Source organism: Candidatus Avelusimicrobium aviculae (genome assembly GCF_949292495.1).
Classification (GTDB): Bacteria; Elusimicrobiota; Elusimicrobia; order Elusimicrobiales; family Elusimicrobiaceae; genus Avelusimicrobium; species Avelusimicrobium aviculae.
The window spans coordinates 113,763-138,642 of record NZ_CASEZB010000003.1; the positions used below are offsets into that span (position 1 = coordinate 113,763).

27 protein-coding genes and 1 tRNA gene are annotated in these 24,880 nt (G+C 48.1%); 13 read left to right on the top strand and 15 right to left on the bottom strand.

Features of this window, described 5'->3' with window-relative positions:
* Window positions 1-30: 30 nt before the first annotated feature.
* The 3 genes from nusA to ACQY33_RS00955 all read left to right on the top strand — a co-directional run bounded on the left by nusA (window position 31) and on the right by ACQY33_RS00955 (window position 4,231).
* Window positions 31-1,419 (top strand): transcription termination/antitermination protein NusA, encoded by a 1,389-nt coding sequence (gene nusA / locus ACQY33_RS00945; protein WP_428073278.1) that lies wholly within the window; start codon window positions 31-33, stop codon window positions 1,417-1,419.
* Window positions 1,394-3,727 (top strand): translation initiation factor IF-2, encoded by a 2,334-nt coding sequence (infB, locus tag ACQY33_RS00950; RefSeq protein WP_428073279.1) that lies wholly within the window; start codon window positions 1,394-1,396, stop codon window positions 3,725-3,727. The genes nusA and infB overlap by 26 nt, the downstream gene beginning before the upstream one ends.
* Window positions 3,728-3,859: 132 nt before the next feature.
* The gene (locus tag ACQY33_RS00955) at window positions 3,860-4,231 is read left to right on the top strand and encodes a DUF190 domain-containing protein (protein ID WP_428073280.1); all 372 of its coding nucleotides are present in this window, start codon (window positions 3,860-3,862) and stop codon (window positions 4,229-4,231) included.
* A gap of 131 nt (window positions 4,232-4,362) precedes the next feature.
* Here ACQY33_RS00955 and ACQY33_RS00960 read toward each other — a convergent pair whose 3' ends face one another.
* Entirely contained in the window at window positions 4,363-4,896 is a 534-nt protein-coding gene (locus ACQY33_RS00960; RefSeq protein WP_428073281.1) for a type IV pilin protein, read from the bottom strand.
* A gap of 158 nt (window positions 4,897-5,054) precedes the next feature.
* On the opposite strand from ACQY33_RS00960, the gene rbfA reads away from it, so the two are divergent.
* The 4 genes from rbfA to ribF are packed head-to-tail and all read left to right on the top strand — an operon-like array spanning window position 5,055 to window position 8,012.
* Window positions 5,055-5,417, top strand: coding sequence for a 30S ribosome-binding factor RbfA (gene rbfA / locus ACQY33_RS00965; protein WP_428073282.1), 363 nt, complete (start codon window positions 5,055-5,057; stop codon window positions 5,415-5,417).
* Window positions 5,401-6,399: a DHH family phosphoesterase gene (locus tag ACQY33_RS00970; protein WP_428073283.1), complete on the top strand. Its 999-nt coding sequence runs from the start codon at window positions 5,401-5,403 to the stop codon at window positions 6,397-6,399. The genes rbfA and ACQY33_RS00970 overlap by 17 nt, the downstream gene beginning before the upstream one ends.
* Entirely contained in the window at window positions 6,377-7,126 is a 750-nt protein-coding gene (gene truB, locus ACQY33_RS00975) for a tRNA pseudouridine(55) synthase TruB (RefSeq protein ID WP_428073284.1), read from the top strand. Before ACQY33_RS00970 ends, truB begins: the two co-directional genes overlap by 23 nt.
* Window positions 7,116-8,012, top strand: a complete 897-nt coding sequence (gene ribF, locus ACQY33_RS00980) for a riboflavin biosynthesis protein RibF (RefSeq protein WP_428073285.1) — start codon at window positions 7,116-7,118, stop codon at window positions 8,010-8,012. The genes truB and ribF overlap by 11 nt, the downstream gene beginning before the upstream one ends.
* 24 nt (window positions 8,013-8,036) lie before the next feature.
* On the opposite strand, the gene ACQY33_RS00985 is transcribed toward ribF, so the two are convergent.
* The 5 genes from ACQY33_RS00985 to ACQY33_RS01005 all read right to left on the bottom strand — a co-directional run bounded on the left by ACQY33_RS00985 (window position 8,037) and on the right by ACQY33_RS01005 (window position 10,511).
* Window positions 8,037-8,603: a GNAT family N-acetyltransferase gene (locus ACQY33_RS00985; protein ID WP_428073286.1), complete on the bottom strand. Its 567-nt coding sequence runs from the start codon at window positions 8,601-8,603 to the stop codon at window positions 8,037-8,039.
* 64 nt (window positions 8,604-8,667) lie between these two features.
* Entirely contained in the window at window positions 8,668-8,940 is a 273-nt protein-coding gene (locus ACQY33_RS00990) for a hypothetical protein (protein WP_428073287.1), read from the bottom strand.
* A 36-nt stretch (window positions 8,941-8,976) separates the two neighbouring features.
* A complete protein-coding gene (locus ACQY33_RS00995) occupies window positions 8,977-9,663 on the bottom strand; it encodes a hypothetical protein (protein WP_428073288.1) in 687 nt (228 codons plus the stop codon).
* A 99-nt stretch (window positions 9,664-9,762) separates the two neighbouring features.
* Window positions 9,763-9,836: transfer RNA gene (locus ACQY33_RS01000), tRNA-Met, on the bottom strand.
* Window positions 9,837-9,908: 72 nt separating this feature from the next.
* The gene (locus tag ACQY33_RS01005) at window positions 9,909-10,511 is read right to left on the bottom strand and encodes a tetratricopeptide repeat protein (RefSeq protein WP_428073289.1); all 603 of its coding nucleotides are present in this window, start codon (window positions 10,509-10,511) and stop codon (window positions 9,909-9,911) included.
* Between the two features lie 249 nt (window positions 10,512-10,760).
* Between ACQY33_RS01005 and ACQY33_RS01010 the strand changes: the two genes are divergently transcribed.
* Both ACQY33_RS01010 and ACQY33_RS01015 read left to right on the top strand, forming a co-directional pair.
* A complete protein-coding gene (locus tag ACQY33_RS01010) occupies window positions 10,761-11,516 on the top strand; it encodes a glycosyltransferase family 2 protein (RefSeq protein WP_428073290.1) in 756 nt (251 codons plus the stop codon).
* Window positions 11,516-12,307: a polysaccharide deacetylase family protein gene (locus ACQY33_RS01015; RefSeq protein ID WP_428073291.1), complete on the top strand. Its 792-nt coding sequence runs from the start codon at window positions 11,516-11,518 to the stop codon at window positions 12,305-12,307. Before ACQY33_RS01010 ends, ACQY33_RS01015 begins: the two co-directional genes overlap by 1 nt.
* Window positions 12,308-12,533: 226 nt before the next feature.
* Here ACQY33_RS01015 and typA read toward each other — a convergent pair whose 3' ends face one another.
* Window positions 12,534-14,372: a translational GTPase TypA gene (typA, locus tag ACQY33_RS01020; protein WP_428073292.1), complete on the bottom strand. Its 1,839-nt coding sequence runs from the start codon at window positions 14,370-14,372 to the stop codon at window positions 12,534-12,536.
* Window positions 14,373-14,593: 221 nt separating this feature from the next.
* Between typA and ACQY33_RS01025 the strand changes: the two genes are divergently transcribed.
* The 4 genes from ACQY33_RS01025 (at window position 14,594) to ACQY33_RS01040 (ending at window position 17,241) form a co-directional block, all read left to right on the top strand.
* A complete protein-coding gene (locus ACQY33_RS01025) occupies window positions 14,594-15,139 on the top strand; it encodes a hypothetical protein (protein ID WP_428073293.1) in 546 nt (181 codons plus the stop codon).
* 138 nt (window positions 15,140-15,277) lie between these two features.
* Window positions 15,278-15,898 carry a hypothetical protein gene (locus tag ACQY33_RS01030; protein ID WP_428073294.1) on the top strand — a complete coding sequence of 207 codons (621 nt, stop codon included), beginning with the start codon at window positions 15,278-15,280 and terminating at the stop codon, window positions 15,896-15,898.
* Window positions 15,899-16,046: 148 nt separating this feature from the next.
* Window positions 16,047-16,586 (top strand): hypothetical protein, encoded by a 540-nt coding sequence (locus tag ACQY33_RS01035; RefSeq protein ID WP_428073295.1) that lies wholly within the window; start codon window positions 16,047-16,049, stop codon window positions 16,584-16,586.
* Window positions 16,587-16,602: 16 nt separating this feature from the next.
* Window positions 16,603-17,241: a hypothetical protein gene (locus ACQY33_RS01040; RefSeq protein ID WP_428073296.1), complete on the top strand. Its 639-nt coding sequence runs from the start codon at window positions 16,603-16,605 to the stop codon at window positions 17,239-17,241.
* A 77-nt stretch (window positions 17,242-17,318) separates the two neighbouring features.
* Here the strand turns inward: ACQY33_RS01040 and ACQY33_RS01045 are convergent, their stop codons facing one another.
* The 8 genes from ACQY33_RS01045 to ACQY33_RS01080 form a co-directional block, all read right to left on the bottom strand.
* Window positions 17,319-17,867: a hypothetical protein gene (locus tag ACQY33_RS01045; protein WP_428073297.1), complete on the bottom strand. Its 549-nt coding sequence runs from the start codon at window positions 17,865-17,867 to the stop codon at window positions 17,319-17,321.
* A 121-nt stretch (window positions 17,868-17,988) separates the two neighbouring features.
* Window positions 17,989-19,257, bottom strand: coding sequence for a hypothetical protein (locus ACQY33_RS01050; RefSeq protein ID WP_428073298.1), 1,269 nt, complete (start codon window positions 19,255-19,257; stop codon window positions 17,989-17,991).
* A 15-nt stretch (window positions 19,258-19,272) separates the two neighbouring features.
* Entirely contained in the window at window positions 19,273-19,863 is a 591-nt protein-coding gene (locus ACQY33_RS01055) for a hypothetical protein (RefSeq protein WP_428073299.1), read from the bottom strand.
* Between the two features lie 43 nt (window positions 19,864-19,906).
* Window positions 19,907-20,794, bottom strand: a complete 888-nt coding sequence (locus ACQY33_RS01060) for a hypothetical protein (RefSeq protein ID WP_428073300.1) — start codon at window positions 20,792-20,794, stop codon at window positions 19,907-19,909.
* 297 nt (window positions 20,795-21,091) lie between these two features.
* Window positions 21,092-21,985 (bottom strand): hypothetical protein, encoded by an 894-nt coding sequence (locus ACQY33_RS01065; protein ID WP_428073301.1) that lies wholly within the window; start codon window positions 21,983-21,985, stop codon window positions 21,092-21,094.
* A gap of 282 nt (window positions 21,986-22,267) precedes the next feature.
* The gene (locus tag ACQY33_RS01070) at window positions 22,268-23,263 is read right to left on the bottom strand and encodes a GGGtGRT protein (RefSeq protein WP_428073302.1); all 996 of its coding nucleotides are present in this window, start codon (window positions 23,261-23,263) and stop codon (window positions 22,268-22,270) included.
* 18 nt (window positions 23,264-23,281) lie between these two features.
* The gene (locus tag ACQY33_RS01075; protein ID WP_428073303.1) at window positions 23,282-23,983 is read right to left on the bottom strand and encodes an iron-sulfur cluster assembly scaffold protein; all 702 of its coding nucleotides are present in this window, start codon (window positions 23,981-23,983) and stop codon (window positions 23,282-23,284) included.
* Window positions 23,984-24,138: 155 nt separating this feature from the next.
* Window positions 24,139-24,645 carry a flavin reductase family protein gene (locus ACQY33_RS01080; protein ID WP_428073304.1) on the bottom strand — a complete coding sequence of 169 codons (507 nt, stop codon included), beginning with the start codon at window positions 24,643-24,645 and terminating at the stop codon, window positions 24,139-24,141.
* Between the last annotated feature and the right edge of the window lie 235 nt (window positions 24,646-24,880).

Sequence of the window (24,880 nt, forward strand, 5' to 3'; positions counted from 1 at the left end):
TAATTTAATAATTAAGGAGAACAAAACACAATGGAAGCAAAAGATTTAGTCATGGCATTAGAAGGCCTGGAAAGAGAAAAAAACATCAAACGCGAAGACATTTTAAAAACGATTGAGGACGCCCTGGTTTCCGCCTTGCGCAAAAACTTGGGCAAAACCGCGCAGATAAGCGCCAAAATTGATACCGAAGCCGGCTCCATCAAAGCTTTTCAAACCTTAAACGTGGTGGAAACCGTAACCAACCCGGAAACGGAAATTGATTTGGAACAAGCCAAAGCTTATATCAAACACCCTAAAGCGGGCGATATCGTAACCAACACGCTGGACGTGGAAGACTTCTCCCGCATTGCGGCGCAAATCGCCAAGCAGGTGTTAATTCAAAAAGTACGCGGCATTGAGCGCGAAAATTTCTACAAAGAATACAAACCCCGCGAAGGCGAAGTGATTACCGGTTCCGTACGCCGCTTTTCCGACCGGGATATTATTGTAGACCTGGGCAAAGTGGAAGCCATACTGCCGTATTGCGAACAAATTAAAAAAGAACGTTATGTAAACGGTTCCCGCGTAAAAGCCATTATCGCCAAAGTGCTCAGCCAGACGGACCTGGCCAACGTGGGGGACGACCCGGTGCTTTCCCGCTATAAATCCGCCGCTTTTAAAATGGATAAAGGCCAGCGCGGGCCGTACATCATTTTATCCCGCACCAGCCCGCAGTTTATGGAAGAACTGTTTAAAGTGGAAGTGCCGGAAATTAATGAAGGCATTGTGGAAATCAAAAATATTCAAAGAGACCCTGGCTTCCGCGCCAAGGTGCTGGTTTCCAGCATTGACCACAAAATTGACCCTATCGGCACGTGCGTGGGCATGCGCGGCATACGCATCCGCGCGGTAATGAACGAACTTTCCGGCGAACGCATTGATTTAATCAATTATTCCGCCGATGTTTCCACCGTGCTGATGAACGCCATTTCCCCGGCTAAAGCCAACTATGTAAAAATTGACAGCTTGAGCGACAAAAAAGCCACCATCATCGTGCCCGATGACCAACTGGCTATTGCCATCGGCAAAGACTGGCAAAACATTAAACTGGCCAGCAAATTGACCGGCTGGAATTTGGAAGTCAAGAGCGAATCCCAGAAAGCCCAAGAAGGCAAAGAAGCCAGCGAGCAAATCCAATCCGCCCTGGCGGATGTGGAAGGCATCGGCCCGAAAATGGCTGAAGTGCTGCAAAAAGCGGGTTTCACCACGGTAGAAAAAATCGCTTCCGTAGAGCCGGAACACTTGGCCACGTTGCAAGGCGTGGGTGAAAAGACCGCCGCTAAAATTATTGAAGGGGCAAAAAAATATTTAGCCGCCCAGCAAGGGGCCCAAGAACCCCAAGAGGAGGTAACGGATGACCACAGCGAAGAAGCCAACTAAGGCGGAAGACGAAAAAACCTCCCCGGCTAAAAAAGCGGCAGCAAAAAAACCGGCCGCCAAAAAAACAGCCGCAAAAAAACCGGCGGAAGATAAACCGAAAACCGCCAAAAAACCGGCCGCGCGCAAAACCACGGCTAAAAAAACAACGCAGGAGAAGCCCAAAACAACCAAAAAAGCTTCCACCCGCGCGGCGCACAAAAAAGAGCCGCTTCCCGCTAAAGCGCCGGAAGCGGCCCAACCGGTACAGCAAGAAGTTAAACCGGTTGAAAAACAACCCGTGGAACAACCGGCCCCGCAGCCCGCTAAGCCCGCGCCGCAGCCGGAACCCGTCGTTCCGCCTGCCCCGCAGCAAAACGCGCCCCAAGCCCCTAAACCGGCCGCGGAACCGCGCCCCGCTGTGCAACAAGCCCAACCACAGCCGGCTCCCAAACCGGCACCGGCTCAGCAACCCGCGCCGCGTCCCGCGCAGCCGCAGGCTCAGCCGGCCCATTTGGACCGCCACGGCCATGTAAAACCCCAGCAGGAAGCGGCCCCGGTAAAGGATTCCAAAAAAATCCGCATCGTGGGCACCCCCACGGTGAAAGAACTGGCCGAAAAGATGAATTTCAAAATTAATGATTTCATCAAAAAATTAATGGGCCTGGGCGTGTTCGCCACCATCAACCAGCGTCTTGAAAAAGACATGATTGAGCTTATCTTAAGCGAATGCGGTTTTGAAGCCGATATGGCGGAAGAAGATTTGGACCAGGAAACCCTGCACATCATGGAACAGCAGGACGACCCTGCCTCTTTAAAACCCCGCAGCCCGGTAATTACCATTATGGGGCACGTGGACCACGGCAAAACCAGCCTGTTGGACGCGATACGCAGCTCCCACGTTGCGGAAGGAGAGGCCGGCGCCATTACCCAACATATCGGCGCGTACCGGGTAAAAACCCCCCGCGGTTCCCTTACGTTTTTAGACACCCCCGGGCACGAGGCTTTCACCGCCATGCGCGCACGCGGGGCGCAAGCTACGGATATTGTGGTATTAGTGGTTTCCGCCACGGACGGCATTATGCCCCAGACCATAGAAGCCATGGAGCACGCCAAAGCCGCCGGAGCCCCCATTATTGTGGCTATTAATAAAATAGATCTCCCCGGTGCCAACCCGGACCGCGTAAAGCAAGACTTGGCTTCCCGCGGTTTAGTGCCGGAAGAATGGCAGGGCAATACCATTTTTGTAGAAATCTCCGCCAAGAAAAAAATCAATATTGATAAACTCTTGGAAATGATTTCCCTCCAAGCGGAAATTATGGAATTAAAAGCCAACCCGGACCGCCTGGGCGTAGGCGTTATTTTGGAATCCAAGCGCGATAATAAACGCGGCGTGGTAGCCACCGTATTGGTGCAAAAAGGCACCATGAAAGTGGGCGACCCGTTTATCGTGGGCACCAGCTATGGGCGCATACGCGCGCTGATTGACGAAAATTCCCAGCGCTACCAAAAAATAGGCCCCAGCGTGCCGGCGGAAATTTTAGGCATCAACGGGGAACCCCCGCAGGTGGGCGATACGCTCTACATCATGGAAAGCGAAAAAGAAGCCCGCTACGCGGCAGAAAAACGCAAGCTGGCGCAGAAAGAAGATTCTCAAGCCCACCGCAAACAGGTTTCTTTAATGAACTTGCGCAAAGACGGGGACGGAAACAGCGTGAAAAAACTGCAAATCATCCTGAAAGCTGACGTGCAAGGCTCCATTGAAGCCATTAAAGATGCCCTGTTGCGTATTCCGTCCGACGAGGTGGAACTGGATATTATCCTTTCCGCCCCCGGAAATATTAACGAGTCTGACATTCTGCTTGCCAAAGCCAGCAACGCGGTGGTAATCGGTTTCCATGTGGACGTTGAAAACAAAGCCCAGGCGGAAGCCGAACACGAAGGCATAGAAATACGCCTCTACACCATTATCTTTGAACTGCTGGAAGACATCAAAGCCGCTATGGAAGGCTTGCTGGAACCAGACGTGGTGGAAACCTTAATCGGCTCCGCCACCATTAAAAAAGTAATGAAGTTAAGCTCCGGCTTGATTTCCGGTTCTTTGGTGGACAGCGGTAAAATGGTACGCGGTTATGAAGTGCGCATTAAACGCGGAGCCGAAGAAGTGGGCCGCGGGCGCATTGAAGGCTTAAAACGCTTTAAAGACGATGTAAAAGAAGTGGAAAAAGGCTACGAATGCGGTATTTTGGTAGCCGGCTTTAAAGGCGTTTTGGAAGGAGACACCATAGAATGTTTCCGCAAAGATAATATTACAAGACGTATAAAAATGTAAAAACAAAACATTCAAAACCCCGGCGGAAAAGCCGGGGTTTTTTGTTTTCTTTGAAATTTTTCCCTTCCTTACCCAAACAAAAATAATTTCTGTTATAATACAAAAAGGGACACTTCCCCAGGGGGCCTTAACATGGAAAGCAAAAAAATGAAGCTTTTAAAAGTATATTTAAGCAGTACGGACCGTATAAACCATGTACTGCTGTATGAAATCATCGCCAAAAAAGCCAAAGATTTTGGCTTAGCCGGCGTTACCGCCAGCCGCGCCATGCTGGGCTATGGCCCCAGCAGCGTTTTACGCAACACCCGTTATTTTGAACTGGTGGAAAAATACCCGGTGGTAATGGAAATGGTAGACGAAGCCGATAAAATAAACGGTTTTATGGACAGGGAACTGCTTCCCCTGCTAAAAGAACAACCCAAAGGCTGTTTGGTGTATTCTTTGGATGTAGATATGCATTTAGCCAAAATGGGAGACACCAAAAAAGCCCCCGGGCAAAACTAAACCAAGCATTTAAACTAACAAAAAACACCGCCCCAAATTGGGGTGGTGTTTTTGTTCTTGCCTACACTGCGCCTCACCGCATAGACATAAAAAAACCCCGCCATCAGGCGGGGTTTTTTATCCGTAAAAACTTACTCCATAATAGAGCCGTTGGCATTACCATTGGCAATACTCTTGCACATTCTGACAGATTCAGAAGTACCGGTTAAGGCCGGGGCCGAGGCAGCTACAGTGGTAACCGTACCAGGTTGGCACCACATCTGCAAAGACTGCCCACGCGCCATACGCGCCACAATGGTGTAGTTATAATTAGCGGAACCCGCATTGGAAGAGCCGCCGCGCGTAGCCGTGGCCTGAAAAACATCCGCCCCGTTCGCGTTGCGAATGGTAATGGTAAAAGAGTTGGTCTGCATAGAGCTTACCACCCCTGTTCCCGTGATATTAGGCATTTGGATATCCAATGCGTTCATATCATTGGTGTATGAATTGGTGGCTAAGGCATATATTTCCTGCGCTTTCGCCAAATTGCTCAGCAAAGAAATAGCCTCCGTAGAGCGGGATTTTTCCACCGCTTTGGTATACTGGGGCAACGCCACACTGGCCAAAATACCAATGATCAGCACCACCACCAGCAACTCAATTAAGGTAAAACCTTTCTTGTTCATAAATACTCTCCTATTATAAAATCATGCATGCCGCATCCTCAAGCGGAAGGTTTTTAGGCAGGCCCAAAACCTTCTATAAATAATATACTTTAGTTTATTATAAAAAACAAGCTTTTATTACAAAAAAAACCCAGCTTTCAAAATGGTATAATATGTTTATGATAGACAGAATAAAACGCTTGGAAACCCTTTTTTTAGAAGAAATAAACACCCATGTAACCAAAATGTCCGCCGACGGGGAATTGGGCGGTTTTGTGACGATTACCTCGGTGCATGTATCTAAAGATTTATCTTCCGCCAAAGTGTATTTTTCCGTATTTGGCAGCCCGGAAGATAAAAAGAAAACCCAGGAAGCGTTATCTTTGCTGCGCAAAGAAATTGGGGCATTGCTCCGCCACCGCCTGCATTTAAAACGCATTCCTTCTTTTAGCTTTGAATACGACAACACCCCGGAGCAAGCCTCCCGGGTGGAATCTATTTTCCAAATTATAGAGAAGGAAAAACATGAAGCAGAAAACTAGAGAAACCATCTTTGCCTCTATTTGGCAAGCCTTAAAAAACGGCAAAAGTTTTTTTATTGCCGGGCATCAAAACCCGGACGGGGACTCCCTGGGCTGCACATTAACCATGGTTTCTTTGCTCAGCCGCTTGGGTAAAAAGTCTTACGCCTACGCCACCCCCGCCATTGGCAATGATTTGCAATTTCTGCCCGGTTTGCAAAACATACACGTAAACAAACTGCCGGCAAACCCCAAATTTGACACCGTGATTTTGCTGGAATGTTCCGACCGCACCCGCGGCGGAGACTTGGAAAACGTACTTAAAAACGCAAAAACCATTATTAATATAGACCACCATTTAATCAGCGATGAATACGGTCATATTAATTATATAGATTCTTCCGCCAGCTCTACGGCAGAAATTATTTTCCAACTTTTTGAAGACAGTGAGGACGCCCTTCTCCCCACGCCGGACGAGGCCACCTGCCTCTATACCGGGCTGGAAACGGACACCGGCCGCTTTCTGCACAGCAACACCAGCGCGGAGGCGCTGCGCGTGGCGTCCGCCTTGGTGGCTTTGGGGGCGGATATCGCGCAAATCAACCAAGTCATTTACTTTACCAAGCCCTACATAGACTTAAAACTCTTGGGCCGCGCTTTAGAAAAAATGGAACTGCGTTTTGACAACAAATACAGCCAAATTGTGCTCACTAAGCGCGATTTTGAGGCTTTGGGCGCCACCCCGGCCCAAACACAGGGGATAGTCAGCCAGCCCACCATGATACCCGGGGTGGAAGTTTCCGCCCTTATTAAAGAAGAAGATGATAAAGTTTCCGTAAACCTGCGCGCGCGCAACGCGGTAGACGTAAGCCAAATAGCCCAAAAATTTGGCGGCGGGGGCCATGCCCGCGCCTCCGGCTTTAAAGTAACCGGCAAAGCGCTGGAAGACGTTACCGGAGAACTGGCCGAAGTAGTGAAAAATGTCGTCAAAAAAATTCGGTAAACCGCTTATCAGCGGGCTGTTTTTGGTAGATAAACCCAAAGATTACGCGTCCCATGATATTATTATCTTAACGCGCAAAGCTTTGCACGTTAAAAAGATAGGACACAGCGGCACGTTGGATCCTATGGCTTCCGGTTTATTGTTGCTTTTGGTGGGAAGAGACGCCACCAAACAGCAAGACTATTTTTTAAAACAAACCAAAACGTATGACGCCGTCCTTGAGCTGGGACGGGAAACGGATACCTGGGACGCATACGGAGAGGAAACCCAAACCGCTCCCATCCCCCCATTTACCCTGCAGGACGTTCAACAAGCCACCCAAACCCTAACCGGCGAGGTGGAGCAGCCTATCCCCTTTTTCAGCGCTAAAAAAATCGGCGGGGAACGCATGTACGACCTAGCCCGCAACGGGCACGAAATAGAACGCCGCTATAACACCGTGCGTATTTTGCAGTGGAGCAATATCAAACTGCTCCCCAACAACCAAATTGCCTTTACGCTTACCTGTTCCTGCGGCACTTATGTACGTTCTATGGGGTGGATGTTGGCCCAAAAATTAGGCACCACGGGACATATTTGCGCGCTGAGACGAACCCGCATAGGGGACTTGGACGTGAAAGACGCCTTTGACGGGGCCTTAATAAAAGACAGTACGCCGGGCACCATCTACTCCCGTTTTATTCCCGTCCCGCAGAACCGGCCGGAGCCGCAAGCCCATGAAAACTAAACATTTTATTACCATAGGAACCTTTGACGGGGTGCACGCCGGCCACCAGTTTTTGTTTAACCGTTTGAACGTACTGGCGGCCCACGCATTGCAGCAGCCGTTGGTGTTGTATTTCCCCCTTCCGCCCAAAACCTTGCTGGCCCCTCACCCGGAAATGACTATACTTACCACCCCGCAGGAAAAAAAATTACTTCTGCAAAAAGCCAGCGCGGCAAAAACCATCGCGTTGGATTTTGACAAAATACACAATCAGTCCCCGGCTGATTTCTTTAACGAATTATTAACCCGCTATCAAATGGGAGGTCTTTTAATAGGCAAAGATTTTGCCTTTGGCAAGGACCGCCAAGGCTCGGCCGATTTTTTGCGCACGGAATGTTTGAAGCGGGATTTGCCCTTTGAAGTGCTGGATTTTCTGTCCTGCCGGGAACAAAAAATATCTTCCTCTTTAATCCGCAAGACGCTGGCTGCCGGGGATATCACCCAAGCAAACGCGTTTTTAGGCCGCCCGTATGAAGTAACCGGCACCGTGATTGTAGGAAACAAATTGGGGCGCACGCTGGGCTTTCCCACCGCCAATTTGGATACGGGAATATACAAAATACTGCCTTTGGGCGTGTTTGCGGTGAAGGTACTGGCGGAAGGAAAAGTATATCAAGGTTTTTGCAATATAGGCTTTCGCCCCACGGTAAATACCATACAGTCCTCCATTCCGCTGGTGGAAGTGCATATCTTTGATTTTAACCAAGATATTTACGGGAAAGAAATCACCGTATACTTTTATGAAAAACTGCGCGACGAAACCAAATTTAACGGATTAGACGCCTTAGTAAGCCAATTAAAAAAAGACCGGACAGAAGCCCGCCGCATTTTGCAGCAAATAAACTGATTAAGCCGTTTTGTTTGGTCTAAGTTACTCCGCTTGGGCAATTTCCATATTGTGGATTTTTTCCCACTCTTTTTTCAAAATGGCGTATTGCAACGTGTTTTCGTATACAGGGGAACCGTCCGGCGATGTTATGAAAGAAATAAACTCCTTAAACAAACCTTCCCGGCGAAAGCCTAACTTCTCACACAGTTTTTGGGAACGAGTATTTCCTTCCTGCACATAAGCGTACACCCGCCGCGCGTTCTGAGAAAAAAACAAGAAAGACAAATACGCACAAGCCGCCTCAAACGCATATCCTTTTCCTTCATAACGGGCATTCAGGCACCACCCTACGCTATACGTATCCGGGCTTTCTTTCCGGGCAAACACATGGCCTATAACGGTTTGCTCTTCTTTAAGAACCAGGGCTAATTGCAGCGGGTCTTGGCTGCGCTGGGCGATGCTTTGCTTGGCTGCCTCTAAAGAAGATAGTTTTTCATCCAAAAAACAATTGGAACGCGGACAGGCTAAATAAGCCAGCAAATCCCCGGCGTCTTGCGGCATAAACCCGCGCAAATAAAGACGGGGTGTATTGAGGGTATGTTTCTTCATAGGCTGATAATAAAAACGGCGCAAAGCCGTTAGCTCGCGCCGGTGAATAAAAGCAGAGTGGGGTTTATTCGTCCTCTTCGTCGTACGTGCGCACAAACAACAAGATATACGCCAGTAACGTAGCCCCAAAGAAAATAAAAAAGCAGTAAGAAAACCACCACAGTTTATTTAACGGGTTATAATCAATCAATAACGAATTAAAAAACAGGGAACACAACACCACCGTCAAATATCCCCAAACAAACACCGTAACCGCTTTTAAACAGGTGTCCACCACGCCAATGACCATGCCTTTGGCTTCAAACGGCTTTTTTAAATAAGCTACAATTTTTTGCATAAAAAATTTCTCACAGCCCAGGCGGGCGCCGCTCCTTTATTTGGATTTAAAATAGGGGTTTCCTCTTGTCGTGCTTAAACTGACCGACGGTTTATAATACACTTCGTTTTCTTTATTTTCCGCGCCGGTAGGGTCGTAAGCGAAATACCCCGTTAACGGTTTCCCGTCTTCGTCTTCCGTACCCGGGATAGAAAAAGTGCCGTCTCCATTATCACGCAAGGCCACTTCTTTCCCGCCGTACAATACAGTGACCGGGCCGTTATAAGCCCCGTCCCGCCCGTTACGATACATAATAATACGCGTTGCCGTGGGCGGCGGAACAAAGGTGGAACCGGGGAACAGCTCCATCACGGCGCAGTTTACTTCCCGCTCATCTTCAGAAGACGGGATATCATTGGTAAAAAGCGGGTAATGTTTGGCTTCCCAGTATTCTCTGTTTTTAGAAAGGGCTTCTTCGTGATATACAGCCCCTTCCGGCTGGACAATCTCCATGGGGATTCTGGGTTTTTGAGAAGGACGCGGCGCGCGGGAATCATAGGCCGCAAAATAAATTACCTGGGATTCCGGCTCCGTGCTGGGCTCTTCTTCCGGATATAAACAATAATGCACTTTTTGCATGGTTGTTTTATCCAAATTACGGTCCACCCGCGTTTCACAGGTAGACTGAGCGCACAGCGGCAAACCAGCGGCTAACAATAAAAAAAGGACAGAAAGTTTTTTCATAACAGTTTCTCCGTACTATATATACTATAATACATTTTTTTATTTTTTGCACTGGTTTTTACATATAAAAAACCCTTCGCCAAAGCGAAGGGTAAAAAATGTCACCGGGTGGGCTCGAACCACCGACCTAGCGCTTATGAAACGCTCGCTCTAACCAGCTGAGCTACGGTGACTTAAATCTGACAAAAATATTATACCAAAACCAAGATTAACTGCGCAAGAAAATTTAATTCCCGACGAAAAATTTAGTCTATCATAGAATATTCGTTTAATTTTTCCGGGAAGCGGCCCCCTTTTGCCACATTAAAATCATCTTCCGCTTTGGCAGTGTCCCCTTTCTTTAAATAAGCCGCGCCGCGGGCGTTGTACACTTCTGCGGCGGGAGCTAACAAAATGACGGACGTATAATCGGCAATGGCTTTATCATATTCTTCCTGCATAAAAAACACGCCGCCGCGGGAAAAAAACGTTTCCGGCTTGGAAGGGTTTAAATTTAAAGAAATGCTAAACATTTTTAACGCGTTGTCATAATCGCCCAAAGCGGCCAGGGCAGAACCCAGCGCCGTGTAAGCGTCCGCCTGATAGGGGTTTTTCTCCACCACGGTTAAAAAGTCATTTTGTGCGGAAACATAATCGCCTTTGAAGAAATAAGCCGCGCCGCGGGAAGCGTAAATATCGGTACGGTCCGGGTTTAAAGCCAAGGCTTTATCATAGGCTTTCAGAGCCTGTTCTATTTTTCCGTCTTTAAAATAACCGTCCCCCCGGGCTAAATATTCCGAAGAGGTAGGCAGCGTTTGGCACGCCGCCGCACACAAACAAACGGCAAACAGCAAAATGGTTTTTTTCATATTTTCCCCCTTTTATTAGGTCCTAACAAATTATACAACAAAAGGCCCAAAAGCTTCTAGGCACAAAATATTTTTGATTTTGGGTCCAATGGCCCTGTTGAAAAACGAACAAAAGTTATATTTTAATAATATAGAAAGAGAATAAATTTTCATTTAATCCCCCAAACCCCTCTGGTCCCAAACCCTGCCAGGGGGGTTTCCCTTTTTAGGCTATTTCTTTTAAGCGGGCTAAATGATAAAATAAAATTTATGACGACGCAAATCACTTTGTTTATCATCGCACGCAACGAAGCCGATAAAATAGCCAAATGTCTTGCCAGTGCCAAAGAGCTGGTGGACGAAATTGTATTGGTGGACGATTCTACCGATGATACCGCCGCCATCGCCCAGCAGTTTGGAGCGCGCGTATTTACCCACCCTTTTGAAGGGTTTACCGCGCAAAAAAACTTTGCCTTGGACCAAGTAAAAACAACCTGGGCCCTTTCTTTGGACGCCGACGAAGTGCTTACCCCTCAGCTGGCGCAGGAAATCCGCCAAGCCGTACAAAATACGGATTATGACGGCTTTGAGCTGACGCGCGTAAACTGTTTCTTAGGCAAACGCATGCGGCACGGCGGCCTGAAAAAAGAACACATTTTGCGTTTGGTGCGCGCCCAAAAAGCCCGCTACGAAGGGGGCCTGGTGCATGAACGGCTGTGCGTAGAAGGCCGCACGGGCCGCTTAAAAAATGTTTTTATGCATTATTCTTATAATGACATAGAAACTTATTTTGAAAAATTTAACAAATATACCACATTAGCCGCCCAAACCATGTACGAAAAGGGTAAAAAACGCAGTTTTATAGCGGTTTTGTTTATCCTGCCGCTGGAATTTTTGCGCCGCTACGTGTTCAAACTGGGTTTTTTAGACGGAATACGCGGTTTTATTTGGGCCTCTTTTTCCACCTTTTACATTTTTGTGAAATACATGAAACTGTGGCTTTTGCACACACGGGATAACCAATAATGCTTTACATTATCATGTCTGTTTGCCTGGCGCTGGCGGGCGGTTTGCTTTTTTGCGGGCTGTATTTCCCTTTTTGGAAACACAAAACCCCGCTTTTGCCGGTGCTTTGTTTTGGCAAAGTGGGGCAAGCTCCTAAAGGATCGGCCCTTTATAAAGAATGGATATCCCCCCAAAAACTGGCCAAAAAGCTGGATTGGGTATTAAAGCTGGGTTTTACCCCGGTTACGCCGGAAGATTTACTGGCGTTTAAAGAAGGGGTTTCGCTTCCCCCAAAACCGGTGTTATTGGTTTTTAAATACGGTTTGGAAAGCTTTTATAAAGAAGTATTTCCCCTTTTGCAAGAGCGGGAAATAAAAGCCTGCGTATGCCTATGCGCAGAGCACATAGGCCAATACAATGCCTGGCAGGACCCGCGGCAAGAGGCCTGGCAAAACACCCTAAATGAAAGCGAACTGGCCGAACTGAAAAAAAGCAAATGGGTCAGTTTTGCCTCGCACGGGCTCTCATATACCAAATTGAGTGAACTGGACACACAGCAAGCGGCCTGGCAGGCCGGCGAAAGCAAAGCCCGGCTGGAAAAATTGCATAAACTATCCATAAACGCTTTTTTCTACCCGTGGGGAGTTCCCTCTAAAGAATTAGAAGAAGCGCTGCGCCCCGTATACGGCGTTACTTTTTCCTCCCAAAAAGGGGTAAATAAACTTTCTTCCCCCCTTTCTACGCCTTTAAACATATTACCCGCTTGGCGGATGGGTTTATGGCGTTTGCGCGCCAAAATAACACGCGGTTAACCCCTTGCCTTCGGCCGGCATATTTCCGCGGCCCACACGCAGAAACAATACGGCGGATTTAATCAGTTAATGCCATTTATTGCGGCATAAATTTCCGGCGTAAACATTTAAACCCCCGCCAACTCAGACAGGGGTTTTTATACACCGTTTAAGCGTTTTCCCTCGCCAAATAAAAACCGGGCAGTCCCCAAAGAGAATGCCCGGTATGGAAACGTATTGGCAGGGATTAAGCTTCTTCTTCCTCGCTGGCGCGTTCGCTGCGTTTGCGAAGCAAGTGGGAAAGAATCTTCTTGCGCAAGCGTAAAGAGGTGGGCGTAATTTCCACCAATTCATCCGGCGCAATATATTCCACCGCTTGTTCTAAGCTCATCACGCGGGGCGGGGTGAGGGTGTAGGATTCATCGCTTGCTTTGCTGCGCATATTGCTTAAATGTTTGGCCTTGCAAGGGTTTACCACCAAATCATTATCGCGCGAGTTTTGGCCTACAATTTCCCCGGCGTATACTTTTATATTGGGGCCCAAGAAAAGCTCCCCGTTGTTTTCCAAAGCGAACAAGGCGTAAGGGGTGGTTTCTCCGTCTTCTTTGGCAATCAATACCCCGTTATGGCGCAGCGGAGGCACGTTCACTTTAGGATAAAAACCTTTAAAGCTGTGGTGCATAATGCCCGTACCGCGGGTATTGGTCAAAAATTCATTTTTAAAACCAATCAGCGCGCGGGAAGGAATTAAATATTCCAGGCGCAGGCGGTCTTCGCCCTCCGCCACCATATTTTCCAACTTGGCGGCGCGGGTGCCCAGCATGGTGAAAACGGCGCCCTGGAATTCACTGCGTATATCCAAAATAAGGTATTCCATAGGCTCCAACACCTGCCCGTTTTCTTCTTTATAAATAACCTCGGGCGAGGATACCGCCAGCTCAAAACCCTCACGGCGCATATTTTCAATCAAAATAGTCAGGTGCAGTTCCCCGCGGCCGTATACTTTAAAACGCCCTTCCCCTTCCAGCTGTTCCACCTTTAAACCCACATTGGTTTGGGCTTCTTTTTCCAAACGGTTTTTTAAATGGCGGCTGGTTACAAATTTGCCTTCTTTGCCGGCGAAGGGGCTGTCGTTCACCATAAAGTCCATAGACATGGTGGGCTCGTCAATAGCCAACGGCGGCAGCGGTTTTAACGCGTCCGGCTGGCAGATGGTGTCTCCCACGTCCACGCCTTCCAAACCGGCTATGGATACGATATCCCCGGCGCAGGCGCTTTCCAAATCTTGTTTGCCAAGCCCCATAAAACGTTCTATCTTAACGGCTTTGGCGGGAGTGGTGGAACCGTCGTGGTGGATAAGCACCACATTTTGCCCGCGGGTTACCTTACCGGCTAAAATGCGCCCAATGCCCACATGACCCAAAAAGTTATTATAGTCCAGCATGGTTACCTGCATCTGTAAGGGAGCGTCCGGCATGGCCACCGGCGCGGGTACATGGGATAAAATGGTATCCAACACGGGGGCAATGTCTTTGCCGGGCTCTTCCATTTTCAAGCTGGCCCAGCCGGCGCGGCCGGAAGCGTAAATAATAGGGAAATCCAGCTGCTCGTCCGTAGCGCCCAGTTCCATAAAGAGATTGAACACTTCGTCCACCACTTCACTGGGGCGGACGTGGTCCCGGTCCATTTTATTGATTACCACAATAGGACGCAGCCCCAAAGCCAAGGCTTTGCGAAGCACAAAACGGGTTTGCGGCATGGGGCCTTCCACCGCGTCCACCATTAAAATGGCGCCGTCCACCATACGCAGCACGCGTTCCACTTCACTGCCGAAATCAGCATGGCCGGGAGTGTCAACAATATTAATGGTGTGATTTTTATATTCAATGGAAGTGCATTTGGCTAAAATGGTAATGCCGCGCTCACGCTCCAACGGGTTGGAATCCAGCACCGTTTCCTGCGCCTGGCCTTCTTTTACGTTAAATTCTCCAGCAAATTTTAACAAAGAATCCACAATAGTGGTCTTGCCGTGGTCTACGTGCGCAATAATGGCCACGTTTCTTACGTCCTGACGGGTATTGTTCATATGAATAATTGAAGTCCTAAAAAATTTTCCCATACGGTTTTAGAACAAAACCATATTGCGGGATATGAATATTTTAGTATTTTTAAGGCGTCTCTCACAGGGCCCAAAAACGGGGTAGGTCCAAAAAACACACGGAAATAGGTCCTTTGGCCCTTTTGGGCAAATAACAAAATTAACTAAATTTTTTATATGCAGTATATTACTTTTGACAAGGAGTTTTTATGAAAAAGCAAATCATAGCTGTTTTTGGCTTACTTATTTTCAGCTGCGCCGCTTTTGCACAGCCTGCGCCCATTTCCGCAGAATTAACCCCTATTAAAAACGCAGCGCTCAAAGCCGTCCGCACTTTACCCCAAGGATATTCCTTTGCGGATTTATATCAAAGCGTGGAAAAAATATTAGAGGAAAACGCCCAAGCCATTTTAGAATCCGCAACCAACGTTTTGGATAAACAACATCCCTACCTGCAAGGCACGGAAGAATTTGCCATCATGCGCCTTTCGGAAAGCATGCTGGCGCATTCCTCCTATAAAAGAATGCAAAAACGCAACCAAGAATTGTTAAAAGCCTTCAGCCAAGCCGGAAAATTGTTGGAAAAAGACGGAATTGTTTTTGACGCCGCCAACAATAGACATATGTTTTTGCTTCAAACCCAATTAAACCAAATGCGTGAAGCCATTGCACAAGAAAAAGCGCAGCGCACCAAAGCTTTTTTGAAAATGTGGATGGATGGCCTGCAAAACACCAGCAAATACGGACATAAATAATTATATATTTATTCTGAAATAACCCCGCCTTATCGCGGGGTTTATTTATTCAACTTCCGGGTGGGCGCAACAACCGTCCCAAAAGCCCTTTAAAGAAAACAATTATTTTTCTATCCTGTGTGTAGGAGATTTTATATTATGCGCCGCGTTATCAAAACCATTTTCTGTGCCGCCGTACCGCTGCTTGTTTGCCTTGCATCACAAGCCCAAACTTGGCGTGCCCTTGTTCTGCAAAAAACAAAAGCGGCGCAAACTATTGAGGCCATTAAGGCCAATGTTTTACAACCAAAGGGAAGCATTACCCCCTCGTTATTTCATAAGCGGCGTCAAAAACAAATACAAGAAGAATTTGCGCATACTGTAAAACAAGCCTATCCTTTCCCAGAAACCCAACACCGCATTTTAAAACGCTATCAAGAATTAAGCGCCGCCCTACATTCCGTGCCGGCTTTGCAGAATTACGCTTTAACCATACAGCACCCGGCAGATTTGTATACCGCTTCTTCAGAAGAAATACAAATTTTGAAAGATATCCTTTTATCTTTCAATACGCCGCAAAATCCCTGCCCGTTTACGCCGTACCAAAGCGTTGAGTTTGCCTCCGGCGCGGCGGTGATTTCTTTCCTACCGAAAGACGACGCCAACGCCCTGCATTTTGCATTTAAGCCGCAGGAAAATATTTTAAAAATTGCAGTGGGGGATTTTCCGCTTTCCCAGCAGGAATTTGGCCCAATAATGCAAAAATCAAATGAAGAATAATTTTTTATTATCTATTAAAAGAGTTCTTATCTTTTTTTTGATAGGAAGCTTTTTTTATTCCTCTTCATGGGCTTTTCCTTTCTTTCCGACTAAGCAAGAAAAACTCCGGACCCAATTTTTAGAACAATTTTTTGCCCAAAGCCCCACTTTGACGCGCTTAAAAATTAAGAAAGGACTAAAAGCGTTAATAGAACAAGAATTGATAAGTATCCGTTTTTGCCAACAGGTTGTTCCTCCCTCATCCGCAGCGGAGCAAAACCTGCTGGACCAAATAAACGGCCTGATTCCCCAAAAACATCCCTCCTCTCTGCTGCAAACTTTTAAGCAACGTTATTTGACGCACTTAAAAAACCCGTTGCGTTTTTATCAGCTTAAATTAGACTTAAACCCTTCCCTGCAGGCCTATACGTTTCGCCCGTCCCGCTACGCGCTGTACAGTACGGATAAGTTTCTCATCAATTCCCGCCGCCAAAGCGCCAGTATGAAAGAAATACTGGGCCAATTGTTTGAGCAAAGAACACTTAACGCCGCGCTTGAAAACTGGAAATATGAACCCGCCATGTGGAGCGTGTCTAAAAAAACGGCGGTTATGTGGTTTCCGCCGGCGCGTTTGGGGCAACAAGGGTTACAAGTAAAAGTAGACTTTTCTTCCCGTCTGATTTTTGCCGACTTACAACCCCTCCCTTAATTGCTATAATAAGCCTATGGAAAGATGGATGGATTTTGTATTGGTTTTTGGCGGTTTGTACGCTATTTATTTTTTTACCTTGCGCCGCTGGGATTATACCTCCGAAGCCAAACGCAAAGCAGACAAAGAAGAACTGAAAAGAAAAGGGCTCAGCAACGCTTATTATTTTAGCGGGGCGGGTAAACTGTTTGCCTATCTGTTTATTACGGGCGGAGTATATGTATTATACTGGTTTTATAAACAATGGAAAGCCATTGCGAAAGGATATTTAAATTCCGCTAAAACCCCGCTTAAGGGTTGGCCTGTTATACGGGCTTTTTTCGGTTTTGTTACTTTTTACCAATTAGCCGGAATTATTAACCGTACATGCAAATACATGCGCAAGCCTCCGGCCGGGGCGGCGTGGTTTTCCTGCACGCTATGGTTGGTCAGCTTGGCGGGAGCGGTGGTATTGCCCAGCTGGTACAAACTGGCGGCTTTGGCTGTTTTTTGCGCAATTGTGGCCCGGTTCCAGACCCGCGTAAACGCTTTAACGGGAAAAGAAGTGCCCAACCAATTTAAAGCAAGTGATATTTTGCCTGTCACCGCCTCTCTGTTAGCCGGTTGGTGGCTTTGGCTGGGTGTTTTGTGGAAAATGTCCTTTATCTCTTTCTAAGCATGGGCTTATATTTCTTGCCGCTGCTATAAAAAAACGCCCCGGTTACGGGGCGTTTTGATGTTAAATGATCCGTTTTATTTCTTTTTACCGGCGTCTTTGGCGGCTTGTTTTACCGCTTTTTTAACCTGTGCCTGGGCGCGGCTTTGGGGATTCATACGTTTGGCCGCCCCAATCACTTGCGCCAAAGAAACATCCTCCATATTTACCAACTCGTCCAAGGTTTTAAAAGTGCTTTCCACCCCATACTGTTCCTGCGGGGCGGAGGCCAGCAGTTTTTTAAATTCTTCGTCACGCACCTGCTGCATAGCCACCGGGTTAGACGCGTTTTGAATAGCGGCCCCCATTAAAATCCCCAACGAGCGTTTCTGGGCATAGTCCTGATAAGCCAGTACGGTACTGGATACGGCCAAGGCGTCTTTGGACTTAACGGACATAACAAACGCCAAGCTCAAATCCACCCCCCCTAATTTATCCAAACGCTGGCGCAAGACCTCCAGCTTGGAGGCCACCGCTTTTTGCTGGGCTTTAAACTCCTTGGCGTCCAAAACGGCCGCGGAAGCAAACACCCCGGCCACCGCCATAAAACCCGCCAACAATAAACTTTTAAAACAAATCTTTTTCATAACTCCTCCTTCCTACTTACTATAGTATTTAGAGGATATGCCCCTTTTTCAACTAATAAAACAGATTAGTCTTTCAGGGTGTTTGGAGCATAAAAAACCCGGTAATAAACCGGGTAAATTGTTATTGGATTGCCTCGCCGTATTTTAGTAAATTGGCGGGAAGTATCTTATCCCCTTTTTGTTTGCGCTTTTGGTTGCAGCTGCGGTGCGCAAAGGCCCACAGGCCTTTTTTGGGATAGGACAGACGGACAAAATCCGCCTCTTCTATTTCTTGCCCACAGACGGCGCATCTATGCGCCTTGTACGCGCCGGCGGAAGGTTTATTTTGCCGGTTTAACGCCTGTTTTAAAACCGCCTGGGCCTGGTTTGCCTGACGGCTCTTCGCCAAAGCTTGTTCTTTGGTCCGCGAGGAAGCGGCCCGCCGCTCCGCCTCGCTAAGCTGCGCCTCTATGGGGCTGTTGCCCTTCCAGCCGTTTTGGGCAAAAGAACGCAAACTTTCCATTTGGGAAGCGGTTATTTGAACAGGCAGCGCGCGGGCATAGGCAACCGTACGCCCCGGGCAAAAGCTAATCCACCCTTTTTCCCGGCGAGAAGAAGGTTTATCCACGGTAAAGAAATCCAGCAAATTAGCCAGTCCGTCAGCGTCGTCACAGGTAAGTTCTTCCTCCCTATTCATCACAGAGGCGGTAGACTGCGCCGGATAAAAAGAGGACAATGTATAAATGGGGCTGTTATCCGGATTATCATCCCCGGCATACAAATCCCCCAAACCCAGTGTATGCCCCACCTCGTGCACGGCTATTTGCAAGGAAGAACGGGCGTTTACAACAAATTGAGGGGTATCGTACGCCGCTATACCCGTGTTTTGAGGCTGAAGCCAAAACGTAAAAGAAGCCCGCCCCCGCTGTACGGCGTGGCCGCCGGAGCCCTGCTTAAACAAGGTGGCTCTGATACGCAAGTCTATCTCTTGGGCGGGTAGCTGCTCGCAGCTGGTATAGGGACGCGCGCTTTTAGGGCCGTTGATAAAGGAAAAAGCTATCCTTTCCGGCATAAGAGAAAGCAAATCTTTAAATTCTTTTTTTCGTTTTGTTTGCTGTATTTGTTTTTTTAGGTTATCAAACCAGTTTTGATAAGCGCTCTGCGCCACCCAGGCCGCTTGCTGATAATACGCGGGAAGATTTTCCCCTTTATACGGCACCGTTTGGCGGCGGTGGGAAACGGTGTCTGTTTGCCGGTCCAACACGTCTATACACACCCGCACGGAACGGCCGGAAATGATTTTGGGCAAAATCCAGCCGGAAGCGTTCTGGTTTACAGAATTCAGGAAAACCCACGCTTCTGCAGGAGCAGCCAAAAAAAATACAAACAATCCCAGTATCAGCCGTTTCATAGTTTGTAACCGCGGTTAAAACTCCGCTAATCTTTTGCAGGCCTCACGCAAAGCCGCTTTAAAGTTTTTGTCCGACAAGCCCGCCAACCAATGGGCACGCTCCAAATACAGCTGCGCAAAGTCTTTTTCCTCCTGCGGCGGGGCCGCAATGGGAACAGCGGCAACCACCGTACACGCCTCTCCATACGCCATATCCGCCCAAATAAAGGCGTCTTGGGGTTTATTAGGGCCATAAAGCAGTTTTTTAAGGGCCGCCTGTAACTTTTTGCCCGGGTACAGCACCACCAGCATACGCGGGGAAATTTCGCTTTCTTTTAATTCTTTCAAGCGTTTAGCCAACACATCCATTTTAAAATGTTCTTCGCACGCGCCGGGCATATCAAAAGCGTGGTTGATGGCCCCTTTGGTTATTTGTGTACGTGCCCTGTTGCGACCGCCGTAGAGCAGGCGCTCGCGCGCGTCATAATTTTTATCCACCTGTTTTAGTAAAACGGCCATATCGTTAGAAACGGCAACAGGGCCTTCATGGGGCGTTTTTACTTCTATTTGCCCCCATGCGGGAAAAGAACAGCCAATCACGGCACACAATAAATAAAGTTTGTTCATAGTATTATTCTATGCCTATTTTTAAACTTTGCAATAGATGTATTTAAAAAACAGCCCTTAAGGCGGGAACGCTCTGGCGCAAAATATCGCCTTTTTTCTCGGCAAAGCCTTCCACCTGCCATGTACCGGGTTTAAACGAGGCATACCACCCCAACTCCCACGCATACACTAAATTACGCCGCACCTCCCCGTGCGGCAGGGGAGCCCAAGTAATGCCGTCCTTGGTAATCAATACGCGTTTAGCGTCCAACGCAAAACCCTGTTTGTCTAAACGGGCGGCCAGCTTGGGGTGTTCTTTTCGCCAAGCCTGGCGGCGTTTCGCGGCCAAACGGGCCAGCGCGCGGCCTTGGCTTTGGTGCAGGGAAATAATACGCTCGCCTTTAATGTCTAAAATTAAAATATCACGCAATTTTTTACCGGCGTTATCCACCATAACGGCCGCATACCCCGGCATATGCAAACAAGACAATTTATCCAGCTCCTCCATAGCCTGAGGCAAAGAAACGGGTTTCATGCGCACCCCGCGCTCCAACAACAGAACCTCATCAAAAGAAGCCACAAACGCCGCTGAAAACCGCGCGTGGGGATACATAGCCGTTATCTGAGACTGTACATCATCAAAAAATTCAGCGCCGTCATGGCGTTTGGAATAGGCCTCCAGCGCTTTAGGCCAGCTGGAAACAAACCCCGGAATATTCGTTTCTAAATGCTTCCATCCGCCGGCCGTATTAGGATATAATCCCCCCGCCAAATGGCCTTGGTTTTTTTTGCGGGAAGAGCGGGCTTTGTCATCTAAAATTTGATTTAAGCGTTCATCCATGCGTAAATAACGGCGGTGCTGTGGATTTAACAACGCCGCTTTTGCGGCCTTAGGCAAGGCGGCCTCCTGCCGGGCGGCCCTGGCGGACAGTTTCTGCGCTACGCGCTTCATTCCCCCTCCCTGGGCAAACGCCGGTTGAAGTAAAAGCGATGTAAAGAGAAACGCAAAAAAATATTTTTTTAACATGCTGCCTCCTCTAATAATCTGCCGTAAAACCAATAAAGGCCTGCTTTAGACGGCAGGTCTCTATAAAAAAACTTGTCCGCTGAAAGCAAAAACTGCAAGGGGAAGATGATCTCTCTTTCTTTTCCTTTTCCGATCGTCCCCAAACAGGAAAAGCGCAACAAACATTTGTCTGGGCGGTTTTTGCGGCGCATTTTAACAACCCAAACGCTTAAGAAACCGCGCTTAGGGGTTAACCGCCTCACCGCTCCACAGGCCGTGTTTAAATTTAACCTTATAGCCTTGCTTCCAAGCGTATAAAAGGGCCGATGCGTTGGGCAAATCGTTTAAATTTGTCCAAAACACGCCGTCTTTACTAATTAAGTTTTTCTTCTCGTTAATTACAAAGCCTTGCTGTTTTAAACGCTGGGCGGCCTTTTTATGCCACCAGGCCCAAGCGTTTTGGCGGGAGTTAAACTCCTGCGCTACGCCCCTTCCCTGGCTTTTAAACAAAGAATACACCTTCTCTCGCTCAATATCCAATATCAACACATCTTTGGGGCGGCTCTTATTGCTTTCCACCCGCACCACGGCAAAGCCCGGCAAATGCGCGGGAATATTTTTATCCTGCCAAGCGGCCAAAAACTCTTTTCCCAGCTTTACGCCTTTTTGACTGGGCAAACGGGAAAAAGAAAGCACATCTTCAAAAGATACGGCGTACTGCGGGGTAAAACGTCCGCCCGGATACATACGGGCTAAAACAGGCAGCATATCTTCAAAAAAATTATTTCCGCTATGGCTGTTGGCGTATGACTCTAAAGCAAGCGTCCAATCTTCTTCAAAACCGGGCAGATACGTGTCATTTAATAAAAAAGGCATATCCTGCGTATTGGAGCCGTACCAATTTAACAAACTGCTGCGCGCGCGGCCTTTTAGCACCGCATCCAGGCCATGTAAATCCCGCAAAATATCCCGCTGCATTTTATCATGTACAGCGGCGTAGCCTAATGTGCCGGATACGGCGGGGCGTTCTTTGGGAAAAATTATTTTAACGCCTTTTTTAATAAAAGACCCTTGCCCAAATACCGGCCCGGCACAAACAAATAAAGTAAAAATAAACAAATATATTTTTCTATTCATACACCTTTCCTTAGACAAAAATTAAATAGGGTGTTTGCATAAACAAACGCAAACGCTACGCCCCCGCAACAACCAAGCCGGGCGGCGTTTGTTGCATCTATTTCAGATAGATAAGATAAAAAATCACCGGGCTTGCCTAACATTTTTTACTATACCAATTACGTCGTACAGGCACAAGAGACAAAAGGCCTAAAAACCAAATAGGCCTAAGCAGTAAGGAACAGCCTTTTATAAAAAAAGCCGCCCCGTTATGGGGCGGCTTGCTAACAGCTAAAACAACTTTTATTTAGCCTCAGACACGGCCACCGCAACGGCTACCGTCGCGCCGACCATCGGGTTATTGCCCATGCCGATAAGGCCCATCATTTCCACGTGCGCAGGCACGGAAGAGGAGCCGGCAAACTGGGCGTCGCTGTGCATACGGCCCATGGTGTCGGTCATACCATAAGAGGCAGGGCCGGCGGCCATATTGTCCGGGTGCAAGGTGCGGCCGGTGCCGCCGCCGGAAGCCACGGAGAAATATTTCTTGCCGTTTTCGGTCGCCCATTTCTTATAGGTGCCGGCTACCGGGTGCTGGAAGCGGGTGGGGTTGGTGGAGTTACCGGTAATGGATACATCCACCCCTTCGTGGCGCATAATGGCTACGCCTTCGTTCACGTCGTCAGCGCCGTAGCATTTTACTTTGGCGCGGTCCCCGTCGGAGAAAGCTTTTTCGCTTACGATTTTCAATTCACCCGTTTTATAGTTGTATTCCGTTTCCACGGAGGTGAAACCATTAATGCGGGAAATAATATAAGCGGCGTCTTTGCCCAAGCCGTTTAAAATAACGCGAAGCGGGGTTTTGCGCACTTTGTTGGCGGTGCGGGCGATGCCGATGGCGCCTTCGGCCGCGGCAAAGCTTTCGTGCCCGGCCAAGAAGCAGAAGCATTTGGTATTTTCAGACAAGAGCATAGCGCCCAAGTTGCCATGACCCAAGCCCACGGCGCGCTGATCGGCCACGGAACCGGGGATGCAGAAGCTCTGCAAGCCAACGCCGATTTTCTCGGCCGCTTCCGCCGCGGTTTTTACGCCGGATTTAATGGCAATGGCCGCGCCTACGGTATAGGCCCAAACGGCGTTGTCAAAAGCAATGGGCTGAATGCCGCGGACGATTTTTTCCACGTCAATGCCTTTTTTGGCGCAAATTTCTTTGGCTTCTTCCAAAGAAGCGATGCCGTTTTCTTTCAAAACGGAGTTGATTTTATCAATTCTTCTTTCGTATCCTTCAAACGTAATCATAATTCTATTCTCCTGGGCTTACTCTTTGCGGGGGTCAATTTTCTTGACGGCTTCGTTAAAGCGGCCGTAGGTGTTGACGTTCTTTTCAAACGCGGTTTTCGGGTCTTCGCCTTTCTTAATGGCGTCCATCATTTTGCCCAGGTTGACGAATTTGTAACCGATGATTTCGCTGTTTTTATCCAAACCGATTTCCAACACATACCCTTCGGCCATTTCCAAGTAGCGGGCGCCTTTGGCTTCGGTGCCGTACATGGTGCCGATCTGGCTGCGGTGGCCTTTGCCCAAGTCTTCCATACCGGCGCCTATGGGCAGGCCGTCGTCAGAAAAAGCGCTCTGCGTGCGGCCGTATACAATTTGCAGGAAAAGTTCGCGCATGGCGGTGTTGATGGCGTCGCACACGAGATCAGAGTTTAAGGCTTCCAAAATGGTTTTGCCGGGCAGAATTTCCGCAGCCATGGCGGCGGAGTGCGTCATGCCGGAGCAGCCCAGCGTTTCCACCAACGCTTCTTTAATTACGCCGTTTTTGACGTTAAGCGTCAGTTTGCAGGCGCCCTGTTGCGGGGCACACCAGCCCACACCGTGGGTAAGACCGCTGATATCGGTAATTTGTTTAGCTTTGACCCATTTGCCTTCTTCAGGGATAGGGGCCGGATCATGCTTGGCGCCTTTGCAGACGCAGCACATATTCTGTACTTCAGGGGTGCATTTTTCGCAGCTCATGAGAGTCTCCTATATAAAATTAAATCTTTCAATATATTTTACCAAATCCAAAGGAGCAAAACAGCATTTTGCCCCCGGTTTTTCAGGTTACATTCCCCTTAAAAAATAAAAAACCCCGGGCCGCTAAGCCCGGGGCGCGCAAAAAGCAATAAAGGCTATTGCGTTTCGTAACTGTCCATAATTTCCCCAAAGTACAGGGTATGGTAGTCCCCGGGTTCTTTTTCGTACCAAAGCTCTTTAATGGCTTTGTCTAAATTTTCCGAAGACATAGTGGTTTTATACAATACCCTGCACTCATAATGAAAACCGGGCACCCCCAAATGCGGCACCGCTATTTTACGAGAGGGCACCGCCCTTAACCCGCATTCAGCCAGTTTATCCAATTTACGGCCGGATTTGGTGCCGCAGATGGAAATAGCTTCCGGCAAGTCCACATAAGGCAAAGTAACGGTAAATTCGCCCGTTTTTTCCAATAAATCATGGGTAAAGCGGTTCTGGCGCACCAGCGCGGTAAACACCGGCAGGCGCCACATATAACCAATACTCCCCCATCCAATTACCATGGTGTTTACTTTTCCGTCTAAATAGGTGGTTAAAAATGCCCCCTTGGAAAGTATATCCAGCTTGCGGCTGGCATCTGCATTATAAGCTAGTTCTTTCATAACCCTTTTTCCTCTGTATCTATTTAGTTTATTATACTTTTACCAACTTTCAAAGGCAAGAACCACGCCCCCTGCCCGGCACTTTTTACCCCAAACAAAAAATATCCCCCGGCGTAGCCGGGGGTTTTTCACAATACGGGCATAGCCCTCACTCTACTAGCTACTACTTTAAGTAGTTTCCACTACCTGTCATTTGCGTCCCCTTACATCTAACGGGTTCGTGTCAAACGGAAGC

What these genes read in the sequence shown, in the direction of transcription:
- ACQY33_RS00995 (WP_428073288.1), bottom strand. Translation starts at nt 9,663, where the DNA reads ATGAAAAAACTTTCTGTCCTTTTTTTATTGTTAGCCGCTGGTTTGCCG.
- ACQY33_RS01025 (WP_428073293.1), top strand. Translation starts at nt 14,594, where the DNA reads ATGAAAAAGCAAATCATAGCTGTTTTTGGCTTACTTATTTTCAGCTGC.
- truB (WP_428073284.1), top strand. Translation starts at nt 6,377, where the DNA reads ATGTCGTCAAAAAAATTCGGTAAACCGCTTATCAGCGGGCTGTTTTTG.
- rbfA (WP_428073282.1), top strand. Translation starts at nt 5,055, where the DNA reads ATGATAGACAGAATAAAACGCTTGGAAACCCTTTTTTTAGAAGAAATA.
- infB (WP_428073279.1), top strand. Translation starts at nt 1,394, where the DNA reads ATGACCACAGCGAAGAAGCCAACTAAGGCGGAAGACGAAAAAACCTCC.
- nusA (WP_428073278.1), top strand. Translation starts at nt 31, where the DNA reads ATGGAAGCAAAAGATTTAGTCATGGCATTAGAAGGCCTGGAAAGAGAA.
- ACQY33_RS01040 (WP_428073296.1), top strand. Translation starts at nt 16,603, where the DNA reads ATGGAAAGATGGATGGATTTTGTATTGGTTTTTGGCGGTTTGTACGCT.
- ACQY33_RS01080 (WP_428073304.1), bottom strand. Translation starts at nt 24,645, where the DNA reads ATGAAAGAACTAGCTTATAATGCAGATGCCAGCCGCAAGCTGGATATA.
- ACQY33_RS01005 (WP_428073289.1), bottom strand. Translation starts at nt 10,511, where the DNA reads ATGAAAAAAACCATTTTGCTGTTTGCCGTTTGTTTGTGTGCGGCGGCG.
- ACQY33_RS01050 (WP_428073298.1), bottom strand. Translation starts at nt 19,257, where the DNA reads ATGAAACGGCTGATACTGGGATTGTTTGTATTTTTTTTGGCTGCTCCT.
- ACQY33_RS00955 (WP_428073280.1), top strand. Translation starts at nt 3,860, where the DNA reads ATGGAAAGCAAAAAAATGAAGCTTTTAAAAGTATATTTAAGCAGTACG.
- ACQY33_RS00960 (WP_428073281.1), bottom strand. Translation starts at nt 4,896, where the DNA reads ATGAACAAGAAAGGTTTTACCTTAATTGAGTTGCTGGTGGTGGTGCTG.
- ACQY33_RS00990 (WP_428073287.1), bottom strand. Translation starts at nt 8,940, where the DNA reads ATGCAAAAAATTGTAGCTTATTTAAAAAAGCCGTTTGAAGCCAAAGGC.
- ACQY33_RS01055 (WP_428073299.1), bottom strand. Translation starts at nt 19,863, where the DNA reads ATGAACAAACTTTATTTATTGTGTGCCGTGATTGGCTGTTCTTTTCCC.
- ACQY33_RS01045 (WP_428073297.1), bottom strand. Translation starts at nt 17,867, where the DNA reads ATGAAAAAGATTTGTTTTAAAAGTTTATTGTTGGCGGGTTTTATGGCG.
- ACQY33_RS01060 (WP_428073300.1), bottom strand. Translation starts at nt 20,794, where the DNA reads ATGAAGCGCGTAGCGCAGAAACTGTCCGCCAGGGCCGCCCGGCAGGAG.
- ACQY33_RS01010 (WP_428073290.1), top strand. Translation starts at nt 10,761, where the DNA reads ATGACGACGCAAATCACTTTGTTTATCATCGCACGCAACGAAGCCGAT.
- ACQY33_RS01015 (WP_428073291.1), top strand. Translation starts at nt 11,516, where the DNA reads ATGCTTTACATTATCATGTCTGTTTGCCTGGCGCTGGCGGGCGGTTTG.
- ACQY33_RS01065 (WP_428073301.1), bottom strand. Translation starts at nt 21,985, where the DNA reads ATGAATAGAAAAATATATTTGTTTATTTTTACTTTATTTGTTTGTGCC.
- ACQY33_RS00970 (WP_428073283.1), top strand. Translation starts at nt 5,401, where the DNA reads ATGAAGCAGAAAACTAGAGAAACCATCTTTGCCTCTATTTGGCAAGCC.
- ACQY33_RS01070 (WP_428073302.1), bottom strand. Translation starts at nt 23,263, where the DNA reads ATGATTACGTTTGAAGGATACGAAAGAAGAATTGATAAAATCAACTCC.
- ACQY33_RS00985 (WP_428073286.1), bottom strand. Translation starts at nt 8,603, where the DNA reads ATGAAGAAACATACCCTCAATACACCCCGTCTTTATTTGCGCGGGTTT.
- ACQY33_RS01030 (WP_428073294.1), top strand. Translation starts at nt 15,278, where the DNA reads ATGCGCCGCGTTATCAAAACCATTTTCTGTGCCGCCGTACCGCTGCTT.
- ACQY33_RS01075 (WP_428073303.1), bottom strand. Translation starts at nt 23,983, where the DNA reads ATGAGCTGCGAAAAATGCACCCCTGAAGTACAGAATATGTGCTGCGTC.
- ribF (WP_428073285.1), top strand. Translation starts at nt 7,116, where the DNA reads ATGAAAACTAAACATTTTATTACCATAGGAACCTTTGACGGGGTGCAC.
- typA (WP_428073292.1), bottom strand. Translation starts at nt 14,372, where the DNA reads ATGAACAATACCCGTCAGGACGTAAGAAACGTGGCCATTATTGCGCAC.